Genomic DNA, 15,349 nt, shown 5'->3' with positions numbered 1-15,349 from the left:
ATCAAGGAACTGTCCGGCCTGCAGAAACAAGCTTTGGCTGAGTAAAGCTTGTTAAAGAACATTAAAAAAGGGAGCATTTAGCTCCCTTTTTTGTGGCCTGAAAAGCATTACCCGTTAGGTATCGAGTGCATAATCGATAATCAGCGGCGCATGTTCACTAAAAGCCTGATCACGATAGACCTGCACCGACTTAACCATCTTACGCAGGTTAGCGGTCGCGATTTGGTAATCCAGACGTGCACCTTCGTTCAGAGAGCGGGCACGATTGTAGTCAGGCCACCAGGTAAATTGGCGTTCAGCCTTATTGATCTCGCGGAACGTGTCTACGTAACCCATCTCCCCCAGAATCTCTTCCATCCAGTCGCGTTCATTCTGCAAGAAGCCGGAAACACTCTGGTTAACATACCAGTTACTCAGATCGATCGGTTTATGGGCAACACTGTAGGTACCGCAAAAGATAAAGTCGCGGCGTTTACGCAGGGTCTTTTTCATATGACCCAGAAAGTGCTCCATGTACTCCTCTTTCACCGCCTGGGCTTCTTCATTCGCCAGACCGGATGGAATACTCAGAGACGCAACACTGACTTTATCAAAGTCGGCCTGAATAAAGCGGCCGTGAAAATCGCAAAGTTCAAAGCCCAGACCGGTCATAATCGCCTTAGGCACATGACGGCTGTAGATAGCGACACCGCTGTACCCATCTTCGAACGCATCAAAGAAATAAGGGTAGTAACCTTCCGGGTGGTATCGCTCGTCATCAAGCTGATATTCCTTCGCACGCAGATCCTGCAGACAAATGACGTCAGCATCCTGCTGGACCATCCAGTCAAAAAAGCCGTTATCTGCAGCCTGTTCAATACCCTGAGTATTGAATGTAATAACACGCATAGATTAAGGATTCCCGTTACAAGCAGCGCGCAATATGAAGAGAACAAAGTAAACGCGAATTGTATAGCTAAGTTGGCCAAATTGAAAATATCTCACTAATTCTGTCAGATATTGTAGAACCATGACCGTTTTTGGACATCAAATGCCCCCGAATGTTGCACTGCAAAAATACCATATCTGCCCTTTGTCCGCATCTTATCTATGATGCTGGATATTTGCGCCAGATCAGCCCGACAGCAGTGCACCTGTATGGATGGTGTACAGCGCGTTGCACTGGTAAAATCTGCGCCTGTCTTTAATGCCTTGCCGGAGAACACAATGCAGGATTACCAGCGCGAATTTATCGAATTTGCTATCGAACAGAACGTACTGCGCTTTGGGGAGTTCACCCTGAAGTCCGGGCGCGTCAGCCCTTATTTCTTCAATGCGGGTCTGTTCAACAGTGGTGTTGCGCTGGCCAAGCTGGGACGTTTCTACGCGGCAGCGATCGAACAGGCGAACGTACCCTATGACGTGCTGCTGGGCCCCGCTTACAAAGGCATCCCACTGGCCACAACAACGGCCGTAGCACTGGCGGATCACCACGGAAAAGACGTACCTTACGTATTTAACCGTAAAGAAGCTAAAACGCACGGCGAAGGTGGTAGTCTGGTGGGCGCGGCACTGGAAGGTGGTGTGATGATCATCGACGATGTGATCACAGCGGGTACCGCGATCCGTGAAGTGATGGAGATTATCGATCAGGCCGGTGCAAAACCCGCAGCAACCGTGATTGCCCTGAACCGTCAGGAGAAAGGCAAAGGTGAACTGTCAGCGATTCAGGAAGTAGAACGCGACTACAATATGCCGGTGATCAGCATTGTCAGCCTGAACGACCTGATCGAGTATCTGGAAGAGAAAGGTGATAAAGCAGACGAACTGGCCGCAATTCGCAAATACCGTGAAGCCTACGGTATCTGATCAGCCGCCAATCGGATAATGGGTTATGGACGCACCGTCCTGACCCTGATCCGACGTGACGCGGTCTCAAGAGAGGCCGCATTGCCACCACAACGCCCGGTTGAGGTAATGGTGGTGTAATCCACCCCATCGATCGGTGTCACCTTACAGTTTGTAGTAGCACTGCAACCTCTGATGCCTGCCGCAGTAAAGTTGTATGTCCAATCCTCATCATCTGTCGCTGCACATCCGCCGCTTACCTGAGGATGGATCAATTTGCTCAGCTCAAGCTGCACACCACTTTCCGCCGCCTGCAACGCTCGCGCTGACTGAAAGCTTTGCACGGTCTGTTTCTGCCCCAGCATCATCATCGACGCCATACCCGCACTCAGCAAGGCACCCACGGTGATCATAAAGATCACAGTGACCAGACCCAGACCCCGCTGGGCTTTTCTGTATGTCATATCAGGGCGCATTTCTCACCTGTACCACATGCTGAATACGGACACTTTCTCCGGCCTCACTCACCTGCATATCAAACACCACCAGCGCATTACGCTGCAAGCTGATTTCGAGGGATGCAAACGTGGGATTAGAGGACACCGTTGAAATACCACTCGCGAGCAGCGCTCTGTTGGGTTCAGAGTTCGGCAACTGCGCAATCAGGGGCTGCGTTGAAAAAAAGGCGGTACCCGCAGAGAAATAATTCTCGTAACGATACAGGTCACCTGTTGTGGACCGCAGGCAATAACTAACCGGCGAACCAACAACATAGAAGCGTGCCGAAGGAGACTCCGCAGGGAACTGATGGGTATCCGACAGCGTTGCCGTAAAACTTGCTGTCGGATCTGCTTCGTTCATCGCATTGATAAACGTCTGGGCATTGTCCAGCAGTGCTATGACCGTATCATCTTCGACACTATATAGGCCTGTTTGAGTAATCGGGTATACCGCCACATACAACGGTTGTCCTGCCTGCCAACGCGTGATCGCGTCCTCTCCCAGAGGAATGGACGTAAAGGTATCGCTAGCCGCGGCCACAGGCAGATCTTCGTAGCTCGACGCACCCAAAACCGGAATAAACTCGATACAGCTGGTACTGGCATCACTGCTCACCCGAACCGAATTCGGCAACGCATTACGCAGTTCACGCCCGATACGCTCTATCGCCAGTTGGGTCACATCGGCCATATTCTGACGGCGTGAAGAGTCGACATAGCCCTCGGCAATGTTGGCGATAAACTTTACGGATACGAGCGACATGATACTAAGCAACACAATCACAACGATCAGTTCAACCAGGGTAAAACCTCTGACACGACGCATCAGTAGTTCCCTTTGTATGCACTGAAGACAACCGGATTCAGGTTACCCGGCGGGGTGACCGTCACGGTGATACGTTTCACCATACTGGCGACGTTGATCTGCGTTGTATCATAGGCAATCGCGACGGTTACGCTGTAATTTCCGTAAGGATTATTGTTGCCAGTAAAAATGTTATCCAACAAAGAGAGCGGTACTTCCGTCAGGCCATGGTAGTCATCCACGTCATCAAAGTTGGCTCTGGCCTCGCCGTCACTGCCAAAATTCGCTGCGGTAGTACACGCAGGCATCGCATCCCCACCTAAGCTCCCCTCCCCACAAGGCAACCGTCCATCACTGGCGCTGTTCTCATCGAAGCGTTTGGTAAGAATTTCTTCCAGATAGGTTTGACCAATATAGGCGGTGCGGGCCTGCCAGGTGACATCGGCGCTATGCTTCGCCGCGATACTCCAACCATAGATAATGGCCACCAGCGCAATCGAAGTCACGGTGATCGTGATAACTAATTCAACGAGGGTAAAACCTGCGTTAGCGACACGCGCCATCATAGGCAAATCCTGTCAGAGAGATACAAAGCAGACGACCGTTTGCGTCCAATCGCATACTGCTGCTCAGCGCACCCGACACGGTTCCGTTGCCTGCCCAGATTAGATTGCCGGACGAGTCATAACGCAAGGTCAGGGTGTTGTTCAGGTTCAGCGTGCCCGCAATAAAGCCGCCGGCCGCCAGGCTCGCGGTATAAGTCACCGCATGTTTAGACGCTTGCGTCTCACCCAGCTGTTCAGCGCTATCAATATCGATCGCATATCGCCAACTTTCCGTCCCCGGTCGGTTCAAGCGCCATTCGATGGTGGATGCGTTATGGGACAGCGCAGTGCGTTGTGATAACCGAAGAGAGGTGAGGAGCGTTTCCTGAAAAACGCGATCGCGGTACGAAGATATGCCCGCGAAACGGGGAAAGGCGACCGCACTGAGAATACCGAGCATTATCAGTACGGCAACCATCTCAATCAGGGTAAAACCACGCTGAGTGAAGCTAGTGGCTTGCCCTAACTGTTCTACCTTCATTAAGGGGCTGTAATTTCTACCCCACCCGTTGAAGGTTTATAGGTGATGAAGTGCGTACCCGCAGCAATTGAATTGTACGTATATTTACATTGGCTGCTGGCTGCAACCCACTCAGCTTTATAATCCTTGGTGGTATCCGTAGCTACACCAGGTGCACCATCTTGCAGGATATTCGTCCAAGTGCTAACACACGTTGCTGCATCACTCGCATCTGGATATTTGTTAGCGTTAATCGTTACCGCTGTTCCATCATAAGTCACAGTACCTGACGCCTCATCAACAACAGACTGCGCTTTTACCAAGCCTGCCGCTGACCGCAAAGCACCAGCCGTGCCATTGATAGATGCGTTGTGAGCATCATCAGTCACGTTCAAAAAACGTGGCAATGCCACGGCAGCAAGAATACCGAGCAGTGCGATCACTACTACCAACTCGACTATCGTAAAACCTGCTTGTTTTTTCATGGTTTTCTCCGCTAAACCTAAGCAATTTGTCATTCTGTCACGTAAGGCGTTAAAAGCGCATGACGTGAGTCCATAAATCTTCGCTCTACAACATATTCAGATCGATCCGTCGCTTAAATACGTAGGCTGCGATCAAATTTCCAAATGCGCTGCTTTCGATTTTTGAGTACTGTAACAGGTTCTTGGTAACAGCATCCAGCGCAAAGAAAATCATTTTTTCTGGCCTCCAGTCAATCACCCTTTTATTGCAGTACTCAGCTCCCACAGCGGCAGGAAGACACCTAGCGCTAGCACTAAAACCATCCCCCCGATAATCATAATCAGGATTGGTTCAATCGCTGTGGCGAGGTTTTTCAGGTCGTAATCCACCTCTTCTTCATAAAAGTCAGCCGCTTCCGATAACATCTGATCCACCTGACCGGTTTCTTCTCCCACCGCCAGCATCTGCATCACCAGCGGGCTAAACATACCAGTGCGTGCGGCCGACTGGGTAAAGGACTCTCCACGCTCAATCGCCTGCCGCATCCCCGCCACTTTGCCGCCAATGTATTTGTTACCCACAGCGCGGGATACCACCATTAAACCTTGTTCAATTGGCACACCGGCTTTTAATACCATGCTAAACGTCCGGGTAAATCGTCCTAATATGACACGATAAAAAATACTGCCGATGAGCGGAAATCGCAGCTTGGATTTATCCCACTGCAGCTCACCGGATTCTGTTTTTTTCCAGCGTTTAAAGAACACATATCCAGCAACCATGATCGCCAAAAGCAGATGCCACCAGTCCACCATGAAGTTGGAGATGCCAATCAGCACTTGGGTCTGCCAGGGCACTCCGCCTCCTAAGCTTTCGAAAACTGATTTAAAGGCCGGGATTACGAAGATATTAATCACTACCATCGCGGCTGCGATCGTAATAAATACAAAGGTGGGATAGCGTGTTGCCTGCTTCACATTTTTTACGGTATTACGTTCCAGCTCAAGATAAGCGGCCATCTGGGCAAACGATGCATCAAGCCGACCGGTATTTTCACCCACATGGATGATACTGGTGTAGAGATCACTGAAGATCTTCGGATGCTTGTTCATTGCAGCGGACAAGGTATTACCTTTGTCCAGATCGTCCGACAGTTCCGTCACCGCTTCCTGCAACATCTGATTGCGCAAACTTCCCGCAAGCCCCCTCATCGCCCGGGTTAATGGCACCCCGGCCTTGGTCAGGCTGTACATCTGGCGACTGAACATGATCAACTCGTCAACGCTGACCTTCTCCAGGAACTTCAGCCGAATCTCAGCACTGCCCTTTTTATCATCCTTCGCAGCCTGACTAATGGGCGTAATGCGGATGGGGGTGATGCCATCTGCAAGCAACTGCGAAGCGGCCTGACTGCGACCGTCAGCCTCGACACGCCCGTGGGCCTTCTCACCCTCTGGATTACGGCCTTCATACTCAAAATGTGGCATTCAGACTTACTCCAGCTCCAACTTGATTGCACCGCCCGGCGTGATCGCGGGAGCTTGCTGGGTTGTCGGTGAGACTGTTTTAACTTCTTTCGCTGCCTGTTCAGCTTTTGCCAGCGACTCAGCATTGTACTTCGACTCATCCAGCTGCTCGGTCACACGGAAGACTTCTTCCAGTGTAATCAGGCCTTTTGAGGCCAGATCCAATGCGCTATACACCAACGGCTGGTAATGCGGATCGGTAGAGGCCGCAGCCGTAAATGCAGAGCTGTCGTTGCGGCGCAATGCATCGGCCATCGAATCGTTCAATTCCAGCAGTTCAAATATACCGATACGCCCCTTATAGCCGGTATTATTGCAATAGGTGCAACCGCGCCCTTTTTTAAACTCGCCTTCGCTCAGCCCCAGTTTCGGTAGATGGGCCGCTAGCCACGCATTTTCCTGCGGTGAAGGCCGAAACTCGCTGGCGCAGTTGTTACAGACTTTGCGCACCAGACGCTGGGCCAGAATAGCGCGGATCGCAGACGCCGCCAGATAACCTTCGACACCAATATCCACCAGCCGCATCGCACTGGAAACAGCATCATTGGTATGCAGTGTCGAAAGGACAAAGTGCCCGGTCATCGCCGCTCGCAGAGAGATCTCCGCCGTTTCACGATCACGGATCTCACCCAGCAGCAACACATCCGGGTCCTGTCGCAGACAGGCTCTCAGTACACTGGCAAACGTCAGACCGATCTCGGGATGAACCTGCACCTGATTGACACGTGGCAGGCGGTATTCCACCGGATCTTCCACCGTGATGATTTTTTTATCGAAACTGTTCAGTTCATTCAACGCGCCATAGAGGGTGGTGGTTTTACCACTGCCGGTGGGTCCGGTCACCAGGACAATGCCGTGAGGCTCTCGAATCAAGCGGCGCAGACGCGCCAGCATTTCATCGGGCATCCCCGCTTTATCCAACCCGACAATCCCCCCGGACTGATCCAGCAAACGCATAACAACCGATTCACCGTGCTGGATCGGCAACGTTGAAATACGCACATCGATACTGCGCCCCTTCACATTCATATTGAAGCGGCCGTCTTGTGGCAGGCGTTTTTCGGAGATATTCAGATGCGCCATCAGCTTCAGACGCAGCACCAGTGCCGAGGCGATGCGATGCTCTTTCATCACATGTTCGTGCAGCATACCGTCTACACGCTGCCGGACGCGAAGTACGGTTTCATCCGGTTCGATATGAATATCCGATGCACCAATCTGCACCGCATCTTCAAACAGACTTTTGAGCAGTTTAACAACCGGTACGTCTTTCTCATCGTTCGCGGTCATCTGGGCCAGATCGAACGCGTCTTCGGCGATCTCGTCACTCAGCTGATCGGCCAATACCTCAATATCGCTGGTACGGCGGTACACCAGATCCAGCGACTGCAGCAGCTGGGATTCCGACACCACAGCAACATCAACCGGTTTTGGCAGCAAGCGCTGCAACTCGTCGAAGGCGAAGATATCCATCGGATCGCTCATGCCCACGACAAAGGAATCACTGTCTTCCTTCAGTACAATCGAGCGAAAACGACGGGCATGGGTTTCAGACAGACGCAATACGTCCTGCTGATTAAATGAGTAGTGGGCCAGATCCACCATCGGGATCTTCAGCTGCTTAGACAGAAACTCCAGAAAATTCTTCTCTTCCACCAGTCCCATTGTGACCAGCGTTTTACCCAATTTCTGACGTGTCTTTTTCTGCTGAGCGAGCGCTTCCATGAGCTGAGGCTCTGTCAGCACGCCTTCTTGAACCAGCATATCGCCGATACGTAATTTGGGTGCAGCCATGTTGTGCCGTACCTCCTACCGCTCAGCCAGCTGTTTAAGCCGCTGAGTTACAAAACGCTTAAGATTGTCATCCAGATTTGGCACCTGCAGGCTGCTTTCATACGCCTTGCGAGATTCATCCACGCGGGTCGCTAGCTCCAATGAGTAACCTAACCCCACCCAGAGACGTGCCTGTCTGCTATCGTACTTCAGCAGTTGATAATATACGTTAACGGCATCCTCTGCCCGTCCTTGCTGCTGCAATGCTGCAGCCCGAATCTCATGATACTCCCCATCCAACTTAATTGCAGGCGGGGCACGTTCCATCAGGTTAACGGCCGCTGCGCTATCACCTTTTGCCAGCAATACACGCGCTTTCACTTTCTTCAGCCCCGAATCCAGCGGCAGCACCACCAGCCCTTCATCCACCAACCGCTCTGACTGACCATAATCACCTGCCGCCAGATAGATTCCCGCCAGCAGTGCACGACTTTCAACGGACGCCGGGGCCTGCTCTAGCTGTTTCTGTAACAGCGCTTGTGCAGTTGAAACTTTGTTTTTCTGCAACAGCTTACGCGCTTTCGCAACCGCCTGATCGTCTGTCAAAACTTGAGCTGTTTTCTGAAATACCGGCTTCGGTGCAGGCTTGCTCTGCGCAACCACCTTCGCATTGGACTGCGGCTTTGTCGCTTTCGATTTAGCAGGTGTAGGTTTTTGCGAGGTCTGCGGCTTTTTCGTTTTATTGTCTGCGACGGCAGTATTTACAGAACGACCGGTCGTGCTGGATACAGACGAGGAGGTTTGCACCGCTTTCACGCTCTTCGTTTCAACGATAGGCATCGCAGTATTGGCAACGGGCTCCGACACGACTTCGCTGCGGTTCTGTCGAATGGACTTAGCGACGGACGTCGACGATGGCAATTGCGGCTTCGCCAACAGCACTTGCACGCGGATTTGATGCTCTGAGTCTCGTATCAGGGAAAAGCGCGCGTCACGGCTGGCTTTTAGATCCAGCAACAGCTGATCTTTCGCCGACATCAGATTGAACTCGCTGATAACCTCAGATGAGGGTAACGGCAGAGTGTTGTCTAACCGTGCTTTCGGTAACGCAATCACCACCGACTGGCGGGTTTGATTCAATAGCTGAATATCCGGCCGCGCATTAAACTGCATCACCAGATCGCCGCCTGTAGATGTTGGTAACCAATGCACCTGACTAATCACCACCCTCTCAGCCACACGGGCAGGCTCAGGCTGAGTATCAACAACCTCAACCACTGTCGGCTGGACAGACAATGCTGTAGAGGCCACTTGCCTCTGCGCGGGCACGCTGTCCTGTGAGCGCTGCTGCCATAGCTGCCACGCGAGTAGAACAAATCCCAGAATCAAAGCCACCAGTACAATCACCAAAGGCCAGGAGCGCTTTTGCTGTCGATTGGCAGAACCGGAATGACTCACACTACGAACAGAATCGTCGGACAAAGGCGATTGCCCGCCTTGTCCCCGTTTTTCTAAGTCTCGCAGCATGTCATTTACCAGGCTCATGGCAGTAACCCCAGCACCGTCACCGTCCAGGTGATTGCTGCGACAGTAATCACTGCAGCAACGGCTGGCAACCACTGCTTAATCTGGGAAGACGCCGGTAAATCGGCACCTTCTGTGTCTGCAATAGCCCTATAGGCATACGTGGCAGATACCCGGTCGTCACCTTTACCGAACGCAGCCAACAGTGCTTTATGGGCCAGAATATTCACCAACCTTGGTACACCACCCGACGCTTTCGCAATCGCGGCACAGGTCTCGTGGTCAAAAGGCGGCATTCCGCTATAACCCGCGGTTTCCATCCGCCAGTTAATATATCCACGGACCTCATCCTCATCCAACTTCTTCAGGCAATGGCTATAGGTGATCCGCTGTTTGAGCTGGCGCAGGCTGTACTGGTCCAGTTTTTTGTCCAGCTCAGGCTGGCCAAACAGCACCACCTGAAACAGTTTTTCAGACTCGGTTTCAAGGTTGGTGAGCAGGCGTAGCGCTTCGATTGTTTCATCGGGCATAGCTTGTACTTCATCCACCAGTAAAACCACACGCTGGCCCCGGTGGGCGTACTCGATCAGTCGCTCGGTTAACGACTGTAACAGGTCATGATTCGACTTCTCCTGCGCATAGATACCTAATTCAGATGCAACGGCACAACGAAACTCATCCGGGCTTAAGTAAGAGTTGGGGATAAAAACGGTAACGTAGTGGTTATCATCCAGCGTGTTGAGCAGCTTACGGCACAACAACGTCTTACCGGTGCCAACCTCACCCACGACTTTGATAAACCCATCGCCACTGTGAAGCGCGAGCAGCATCAGATTTAGTGCCTCCTGATGGCTGGCCAAATTCAGAAAAAAGCGGGTATTGGGTGTTAATGTGAACGGCAGCTCGCGCAAGCCAAAGTGCTCAGCATACATTCACTGTCTCTCAATTCACTTCACGCTATCAGCGCGAAGACGCTCAAACGATTGCAAGCTACGCTCCAGCTCTTTCTGCCAGCTGTCGTTGTTTGCCAACACCGGACGCAGAAGAATCACCAGCTCGGTTTTGGAACCCACCGAGCGACGCTGCTTGAACAGATTACCCACACCGGGAATATCACCCAATAAAGGCGTGCTCTCATTCTGATCAGAGTTCTCAGATTTCATCAAACCGCCAATGACAATCACCTGTCCGCTATCAGCACGCACAATGCTGTCGGATTCACGAATGGAGCTAAACGCAAGAGGGATCGAGAAGTCGTCGCTACCGACATTAATTTGCTTCTGCTGATCTTCAACCTCAGACACGGTTGGATGAATATGCAGGACAATTTCACCCTTTCCGCTAATCTGTGGCGTTACATCAAGCGCAATCCCCGAGAAGAAAGGGGTCAGCTCAACACTTGGTGTGGTGGTCGTTGAGGTACCGGTGGTGGTGGTCGTTTCAACAGCCGTGACAAAAAATTCATCCGTACCAACTTTGATCACGGCTTTCTGGTTATTCACGGTTGATACACGCGGGCTAGACAATACCTGAACATCGCCCTGTTGCCCCAGTAACTCGATCACTGCAGTAAAGTCATTTAAGGAAAAGGCTGAACGGAATATACCGCCCAAACCATCTGCACTAATTGACGATGCGACCTGATTCAGCGTGATTGTTTTTCCTGCACTCGGCTCACCCAGTGTTGCCCAGTTTACGCCTGCCTGGAACTTATCACTGAGTGTGATTTCCAGAATCTTGGCTTCGATGACAACCTGACGGTGAAGTGTCAGCTCAGCCCGTTCCAGATATTCACGCACTGTCGCCAACTCACTCGGTAATGCCCGCACGATAATCATGCCGGTCTGAGGCGTTACTACAACACGACGCCCATCACCTGAAATAAGCGCATCCAGCGTTTGCTTCAGGTTCACCCAGAAATTAGCCGACGTTTTGGTACTGATCCGCGTACCCACAAGCGTAGAGGATGAACCGGAGCTGCTGCTGTCGGATGAACTATCACTGCTTGATGAACCGGAGTCAGATACGGAATCTCTTACAGAACCCGCACTAACCTGGGTATCAGAGACACCTTCACGTTGGATATCCAGATAATTCAGCTGAAACATTTCTGTCTGTAGCTTGGCGGGAACCACCTGATAGAGCTTACCTTCACGACGATACTCGTAACCGTATACCTTGCGCATCGCTTGCATCACCTCTTCTACGGTGACGTTCTTCAACTTCAGGTTAACCGCCCCTTCGATATCTCTATGCACAATCATGTTGTAGTCAGTACCTTGTACCAACCCCATAAAAAAGTCGTGCGCACTAAGACCATCGGCAATCACGTCAAAGCGCTCTTCACTGGCTTGACCCAATGTCTGTATATCCAGCGGAGGCACAATCGGAGGGGGCAGCAGTTGAGGTGCGGTATCCCCCGCAACTTCAGCGTCCTTTGTTTGTTCGTTGATCGCCTGCTCCAATACCGCGATGCTCTCATCGGTTACAGCAGTATCGTTCATCGAATCAAGTGAGGAACAACCCGATAAGGTGACTCCGGCGCTCAGCGCCAACACACTCAATAATCGCTTCATGGTCAGTTCCGTGTCCTGTCACTTAGTTCTTTCTTAAATCCCGTCTGCTTATTGATCAGCAATGTCCGGCGTTGATTGCCCACCTGCAAACGCACCCCGTCTGGCGTAATCGTCAGTACACGAGCACCGTCCACCCGGCTTCCCGGAACAACCTGCTGACCGTTAACAACAGCAACCCGCCGCTTTTCACCCACCATCAGGTAACTGAGGGTAAAGTGCCGCTTTGCCACTTGGGTCGTTTTTACCACAGCTTTATATGCTGTTGGGCGAGTAGGGTCACCCGGGAGTTCATTGGCGGAGACCTGCATACTCAGTACAACCGCCCCAGCTAGAATCAAATTACGCACCAAGCCAACTCTCCTCTGTGCTGAGTGTATGAACACGCAAGCGGATGGTTGCATTCGGATATTTATCCGCGGTGTACTCCAGACGATCCCAGAAGAATCCCTGATGTAGTGCTTCAATACCTTGCAAATAACGATACAGGGCTTCGTAACTGCCCTGTAACTGCATTTCAAACGGATGGATATAGATAACCGCATCCTGCATCGCTTTTTCCCGAGCTCTAACCTCCGCATCAGCGGTTAAGCGCCGAGGAGCAACCTGCGTTTTAGTATCCTCAGCCTCCTTATTGAGCACCAACGGTTCCACCGGGAGACTAAATGCCTCTATCAGCTTAAGATCATTTTCAGGCCCTAGCACAGAATGCAATAACCCCAGCATCTGCTCCGGACCGACCAGGTTACGGGCAAAACGATCTACATCAGAATTAATGACATCCAGCCGCTTCACCAACGCTTTAAGGTCCCGATGCGCCTTGGCATTAGGATCAGGCAAGTCAGCATCCTGCAACATTCTCAGCATTTTCTCTTGCGCCCGCACTGAATGTTCCAGTGACGCAATCTGGCCGTCAACGCCTTGCATACGGTCCAACGCCGGTTCCAGTACCATTACAAATAACAACATCAACGGCAAAACACTGGCGGTAAAAAAGAGCAGTAAACGCTCACGCTTAGTCAGCTTTTCCCAGGCATCGTCGACTGTACTCCACGCCTTATTACTCACCATCGCCTCCGCCTGTCACATAAGCCAGTACTTTAAACCGGTGATCTTTGACCTCTTTTGCAACAGAAAAATCAGCAATACGGATCGAGCGAAACGCGGTCGTTTCACCCAGGTCACGCAGTAATAAAGGAACATCATTGGCCTCTCGGGAAAGGCCATTTAACTGCACCTGACTCTGCGCCAGATTCAGATCAAACTGTGTAATCCAAACACCACTGCGATTCGCTGCCGCCAACCCGTACAGATAAGGAGAAAAACCCTGATTGGATACACCCGGCTGCATTTGATTCAGCATTTCCGACAACTCTTGTTTCTCAGCAATGCGCTCACGGATTCGCTTCTGTTCCTGAATCAGGGCCGGATCAGGTCTAAGATCTTTACGCTGCTTCTCCAGCATCTTAATCTGATCAGGCAAACCATCATTTTTTGCCTGCAGCGCATTTAGTTTTGCCACCTGAGCATCAGCATATTGAGTCGCCCCCCAAGAACCGAAGGCCGCAATCAACGTGACCAACACAACCATCATGATGACCGATGGTAGAGACCAGATGCTTCGTGCCGCAGCGACTTTGGGGGTATAGAGGTTGATCTGTTGTTTCATTTTGCGGCGCTTCCCTGACTAGTAAGGGGGCCACGACACGCGGCTGCTACTGCTAGCAGGCAGCGCTGCTGTGTTGCAACATCCAGTGTTTTCTCCGCATTGACGACATCCACCAGATCCAACGACTGAACCTCCAGTGGTAAATTGCTGCGCAGCTCGGTCATCAAAGCGGTTTCACCGACCTGAATCGGCAGGACAAGTAATTTTACACAGGGTGACTTACCGACCTGGCTTTCGTAATAATCCAGTGACCGTTGCAGCTCCAATACAGCAGAGCTCGCAGACTGATGTGGATTCAAATCGGCGTGTTGCACGTCATAAGATAACGTACGCGTAAAATAAATCGCTTCTTGTGAGAGCAGGCTCACGCTGCTAGATGGCGATCCCAGATGAAATAACACCAAACCGGCTTCTTCATCGGCCAGCTTCTTCGCGATATTAAGCATCGCCAGTTCCGGTATATCAACAACCGCAGGGGCTAACCCCAGCTCTTCAATCCAGGATGCCAACCGCTCCGTCTGCGACTTTTCAGCCACCACCGCGTACACCATCCGGGAACGGCCCCGGTAGGCATCTTCCGGTAACTCAATGTAATCAATCGTCGAGTTTTCAATATCAAAGCCAACCAGATCCTTCACGCGCCAGCGCAAAGCATCCGCCATCTCCTCGTCAGGCACATCCGGCGCATCCACCAATAACAATTGGTACGCGCCCTGATCCAGCAACCCCACGGTTTGGGAACCCGTCAGCCCTAACGCATCAATACGATCACGTAATAACTTAATATCGGTAAACGGCGAGGGCGTTTCGATGAATTCACACACGGTCAGCACAGGGGTTTTACCACTGCTGACATGCGCCAACGCGACACCGCCATCAACCAGCGCCAAAGCCGTTAACCCTTTTACCCTTCCCTTTTTTTTCAGGAAAGGAAAGTTAGCTGCAATCTGCTTTACATCCATCTAGCGACCGCCTGAAGAATTCTTGTATGCACCCTAATCTACCGATCTTTACACCCGTTCAGCAAGTACAACAAACAAGTGTTTTGATTCTTATCGGCCATGCCCGGAAAAGTTTGATGATTTAGGAGGTTATCAGCGCGAATGGCATCGAATTACACGCAAGATACCGACTGATTAGAGAATCAACTCAAACGCAGAATCCCCTTTGTAACCCTGGTTGAAATTCACTCCCATCTACGCCTGCAAAAAAACCTAAAAAATTTATCTTTTCCATTGACAGAATTCGACCAAACCTTTTTAATACGCACCCACGTTACGACGTTGCCCAGATAGCTCAGTCGGTAGAGCAGGGGATTGAAAATCCCCGTGTCCGTGGTTCGATTCCGCGTCTGGGCACCACTTTAAAGCCTCGCAACTTCTTCTATAGAAAGCGGGGCTTTTTTGTTTTTGTCGCCTGACAATACAAACCCGTTCCCTCACTACCGCCCAATCCCTCTTTAACTCAGACCTCCCACGTCTACGCTTATGTACTGATGTGCGTAACCGAGAATCGACTGCAATCGCAGTAATGATCTATCCAGCACCTATCACTGGCCACTACATACCGTCTAAAAATCGTATCCTGAAACACGTAGATCAGATACAATGCTCACAATATAT

16 protein-coding genes and 1 tRNA gene are annotated in these 15,349 nt (G+C 51.3%); 2 read left to right on the top strand and 15 right to left on the bottom strand.

Annotation, left to right across the window (positions count from 1 at the left end):
* Positions 1–114 precede the first annotated feature (114 nt).
* Complete coding sequence (locus tag ABYW01_RS03485; RefSeq protein WP_372831147.1) at positions 115–888, bottom strand: exodeoxyribonuclease III; 774 nt, start codon at positions 886–888, stop codon at positions 115–117.
* 318 nt (positions 889–1,206) lie between these two features.
* Here ABYW01_RS03485 and pyrE point away from each other — a divergent pair, with 318 nt between their 5' ends.
* The gene (pyrE, locus tag ABYW01_RS03480) at positions 1,207–1,848 is read left to right on the top strand and encodes an orotate phosphoribosyltransferase (RefSeq protein WP_193952602.1); all 642 of its coding nucleotides are present in this window, start codon (positions 1,207–1,209) and stop codon (positions 1,846–1,848) included.
* A 23-nt stretch (positions 1,849–1,871) separates the two neighbouring features.
* On the opposite strand, the gene ABYW01_RS03475 is transcribed toward pyrE, so the two are convergent.
* The 14 genes from ABYW01_RS03475 to ABYW01_RS03410 form a co-directional block, all read right to left on the bottom strand.
* On the bottom strand, positions 1,872–2,291 hold the full coding sequence (locus ABYW01_RS03475) for a hypothetical protein (RefSeq protein ID WP_372831146.1): 420 nt from the start codon (positions 2,289–2,291) through the stop codon (positions 1,872–1,874).
* A 1-nt stretch (position 2,292) separates the two neighbouring features.
* Complete coding sequence (locus tag ABYW01_RS03470) at positions 2,293–3,153, bottom strand: type II secretion system protein J (protein WP_372831145.1); 861 nt, start codon at positions 3,151–3,153, stop codon at positions 2,293–2,295.
* The gene (locus tag ABYW01_RS03465; protein WP_372831144.1) at positions 3,153–3,698 is read right to left on the bottom strand and encodes a prepilin-type N-terminal cleavage/methylation domain-containing protein; all 546 of its coding nucleotides are present in this window, start codon (positions 3,696–3,698) and stop codon (positions 3,153–3,155) included. The genes ABYW01_RS03470 and ABYW01_RS03465 overlap by 1 nt, the downstream gene beginning before the upstream one ends.
* On the bottom strand, positions 3,679–4,218 hold the full coding sequence (locus ABYW01_RS03460) for a Tfp pilus assembly protein FimT/FimU (RefSeq protein ID WP_372831143.1): 540 nt from the start codon (positions 4,216–4,218) through the stop codon (positions 3,679–3,681). The genes ABYW01_RS03465 and ABYW01_RS03460 overlap by 20 nt, the downstream gene beginning before the upstream one ends.
* Positions 4,218–4,682, bottom strand: coding sequence for a type II secretion system protein (locus tag ABYW01_RS03455; protein ID WP_372831142.1), 465 nt, complete (start codon positions 4,680–4,682; stop codon positions 4,218–4,220). The genes ABYW01_RS03460 and ABYW01_RS03455 overlap by 1 nt, the downstream gene beginning before the upstream one ends.
* 234 nt (positions 4,683–4,916) lie before the next feature.
* Positions 4,917–6,149, bottom strand: coding sequence for a type II secretion system F family protein (locus tag ABYW01_RS03450; protein ID WP_372831141.1), 1,233 nt, complete (start codon positions 6,147–6,149; stop codon positions 4,917–4,919).
* A 6-nt stretch (positions 6,150–6,155) separates the two neighbouring features.
* Positions 6,156–7,982 carry a GspE/PulE family protein gene (locus tag ABYW01_RS03445; RefSeq protein WP_372831140.1) on the bottom strand — a complete coding sequence of 609 codons (1,827 nt, stop codon included), beginning with the start codon at positions 7,980–7,982 and terminating at the stop codon, positions 6,156–6,158.
* A gap of 15 nt (positions 7,983–7,997) precedes the next feature.
* Positions 7,998–9,506 (bottom strand): tetratricopeptide repeat protein, encoded by a 1,509-nt coding sequence (locus tag ABYW01_RS03440; RefSeq protein WP_372831139.1) that lies wholly within the window; start codon positions 9,504–9,506, stop codon positions 7,998–8,000.
* Positions 9,503–10,417, bottom strand: coding sequence for an ExeA family protein (locus ABYW01_RS03435; protein WP_372831138.1), 915 nt, complete (start codon positions 10,415–10,417; stop codon positions 9,503–9,505). The genes ABYW01_RS03440 and ABYW01_RS03435 overlap by 4 nt, the downstream gene beginning before the upstream one ends.
* A gap of 15 nt (positions 10,418–10,432) precedes the next feature.
* Positions 10,433–12,061 carry a pilus (MSHA type) biogenesis protein MshL gene (mshL, locus tag ABYW01_RS03430; protein WP_372831137.1) on the bottom strand — a complete coding sequence of 543 codons (1,629 nt, stop codon included), beginning with the start codon at positions 12,059–12,061 and terminating at the stop codon, positions 10,433–10,435.
* A gap of 2 nt (positions 12,062–12,063) precedes the next feature.
* The gene (locus ABYW01_RS03425) at positions 12,064–12,408 is read right to left on the bottom strand and encodes a hypothetical protein (protein ID WP_372831136.1); all 345 of its coding nucleotides are present in this window, start codon (positions 12,406–12,408) and stop codon (positions 12,064–12,066) included.
* Positions 12,401–13,129 carry a hypothetical protein gene (locus ABYW01_RS03420; protein ID WP_372831135.1) on the bottom strand — a complete coding sequence of 243 codons (729 nt, stop codon included), beginning with the start codon at positions 13,127–13,129 and terminating at the stop codon, positions 12,401–12,403. Before ABYW01_RS03420 ends, ABYW01_RS03425 begins: the two co-directional genes overlap by 8 nt.
* Entirely contained in the window at positions 13,119–13,727 is a 609-nt protein-coding gene (locus ABYW01_RS03415; RefSeq protein WP_372831134.1) for a PilN domain-containing protein, read from the bottom strand. Before ABYW01_RS03415 ends, ABYW01_RS03420 begins: the two co-directional genes overlap by 11 nt.
* Positions 13,724–14,689 (bottom strand): hypothetical protein, encoded by a 966-nt coding sequence (locus ABYW01_RS03410; protein WP_372831133.1) that lies wholly within the window; start codon positions 14,687–14,689, stop codon positions 13,724–13,726. Before ABYW01_RS03410 ends, ABYW01_RS03415 begins: the two co-directional genes overlap by 4 nt.
* Positions 14,690–15,012: 323 nt before the next feature.
* On the opposite strand from ABYW01_RS03410, the gene ABYW01_RS03405 reads away from it, so the two are divergent.
* Positions 15,013–15,088, top strand: a tRNA-Phe gene (locus tag ABYW01_RS03405).
* Positions 15,089–15,349 lie beyond the last annotated feature (261 nt).

The organism is Pontibacterium sp. (assembly GCF_041587635.1).
In the GTDB taxonomy this organism is placed as follows: domain Bacteria; phylum Pseudomonadota; class Gammaproteobacteria; order Pseudomonadales; family Balneatricaceae; genus Pontibacterium.
The sequence above is the reverse complement of the archived record's forward strand: the minus strand, read 5'-3'. Positions and strand labels throughout refer to the sequence as shown.

What these genes read in the sequence shown, in the direction of transcription:
- ABYW01_RS03485 (WP_372831147.1), bottom strand. Translation starts at nt 888, where the DNA reads ATGCGTGTTATTACATTCAATACTCAGGGTATTGAACAGGCTGCAGAT.
- pyrE (WP_193952602.1), top strand. Translation starts at nt 1,207, where the DNA reads ATGCAGGATTACCAGCGCGAATTTATCGAATTTGCTATCGAACAGAAC.
- ABYW01_RS03475 (WP_372831146.1), bottom strand. Translation starts at nt 2,291, where the DNA reads ATGACATACAGAAAAGCCCAGCGGGGTCTGGGTCTGGTCACTGTGATC.
- ABYW01_RS03470 (WP_372831145.1), bottom strand. Translation starts at nt 3,153, where the DNA reads ATGCGTCGTGTCAGAGGTTTTACCCTGGTTGAACTGATCGTTGTGATT.
- ABYW01_RS03465 (WP_372831144.1), bottom strand. Translation starts at nt 3,698, where the DNA reads ATGATGGCGCGTGTCGCTAACGCAGGTTTTACCCTCGTTGAATTAGTT.
- ABYW01_RS03460 (WP_372831143.1), bottom strand. Translation starts at nt 4,218, where the DNA reads ATGAAGGTAGAACAGTTAGGGCAAGCCACTAGCTTCACTCAGCGTGGT.
- ABYW01_RS03455 (WP_372831142.1), bottom strand. Translation starts at nt 4,682, where the DNA reads ATGAAAAAACAAGCAGGTTTTACGATAGTCGAGTTGGTAGTAGTGATC.
- ABYW01_RS03450 (WP_372831141.1), bottom strand. Translation starts at nt 6,149, where the DNA reads ATGCCACATTTTGAGTATGAAGGCCGTAATCCAGAGGGTGAGAAGGCC.
- ABYW01_RS03445 (WP_372831140.1), bottom strand. Translation starts at nt 7,982, where the DNA reads ATGGCTGCACCCAAATTACGTATCGGCGATATGCTGGTTCAAGAAGGC.
- ABYW01_RS03440 (WP_372831139.1), bottom strand. Translation starts at nt 9,506, where the DNA reads ATGAGCCTGGTAAATGACATGCTGCGAGACTTAGAAAAACGGGGACAA.
- ABYW01_RS03435 (WP_372831138.1), bottom strand. Translation starts at nt 10,417, where the DNA reads ATGTATGCTGAGCACTTTGGCTTGCGCGAGCTGCCGTTCACATTAACA.
- mshL (WP_372831137.1), bottom strand. Translation starts at nt 12,061, where the DNA reads ATGAAGCGATTATTGAGTGTGTTGGCGCTGAGCGCCGGAGTCACCTTA.
- ABYW01_RS03420 (WP_372831135.1), bottom strand. Translation starts at nt 13,129, where the DNA reads ATGGTGAGTAATAAGGCGTGGAGTACAGTCGACGATGCCTGGGAAAAG.
- ABYW01_RS03415 (WP_372831134.1), bottom strand. Translation starts at nt 13,727, where the DNA reads ATGAAACAACAGATCAACCTCTATACCCCCAAAGTCGCTGCGGCACGA.
- ABYW01_RS03410 (WP_372831133.1), bottom strand. Translation starts at nt 14,689, where the DNA reads ATGGATGTAAAGCAGATTGCAGCTAACTTTCCTTTCCTGAAAAAAAAG.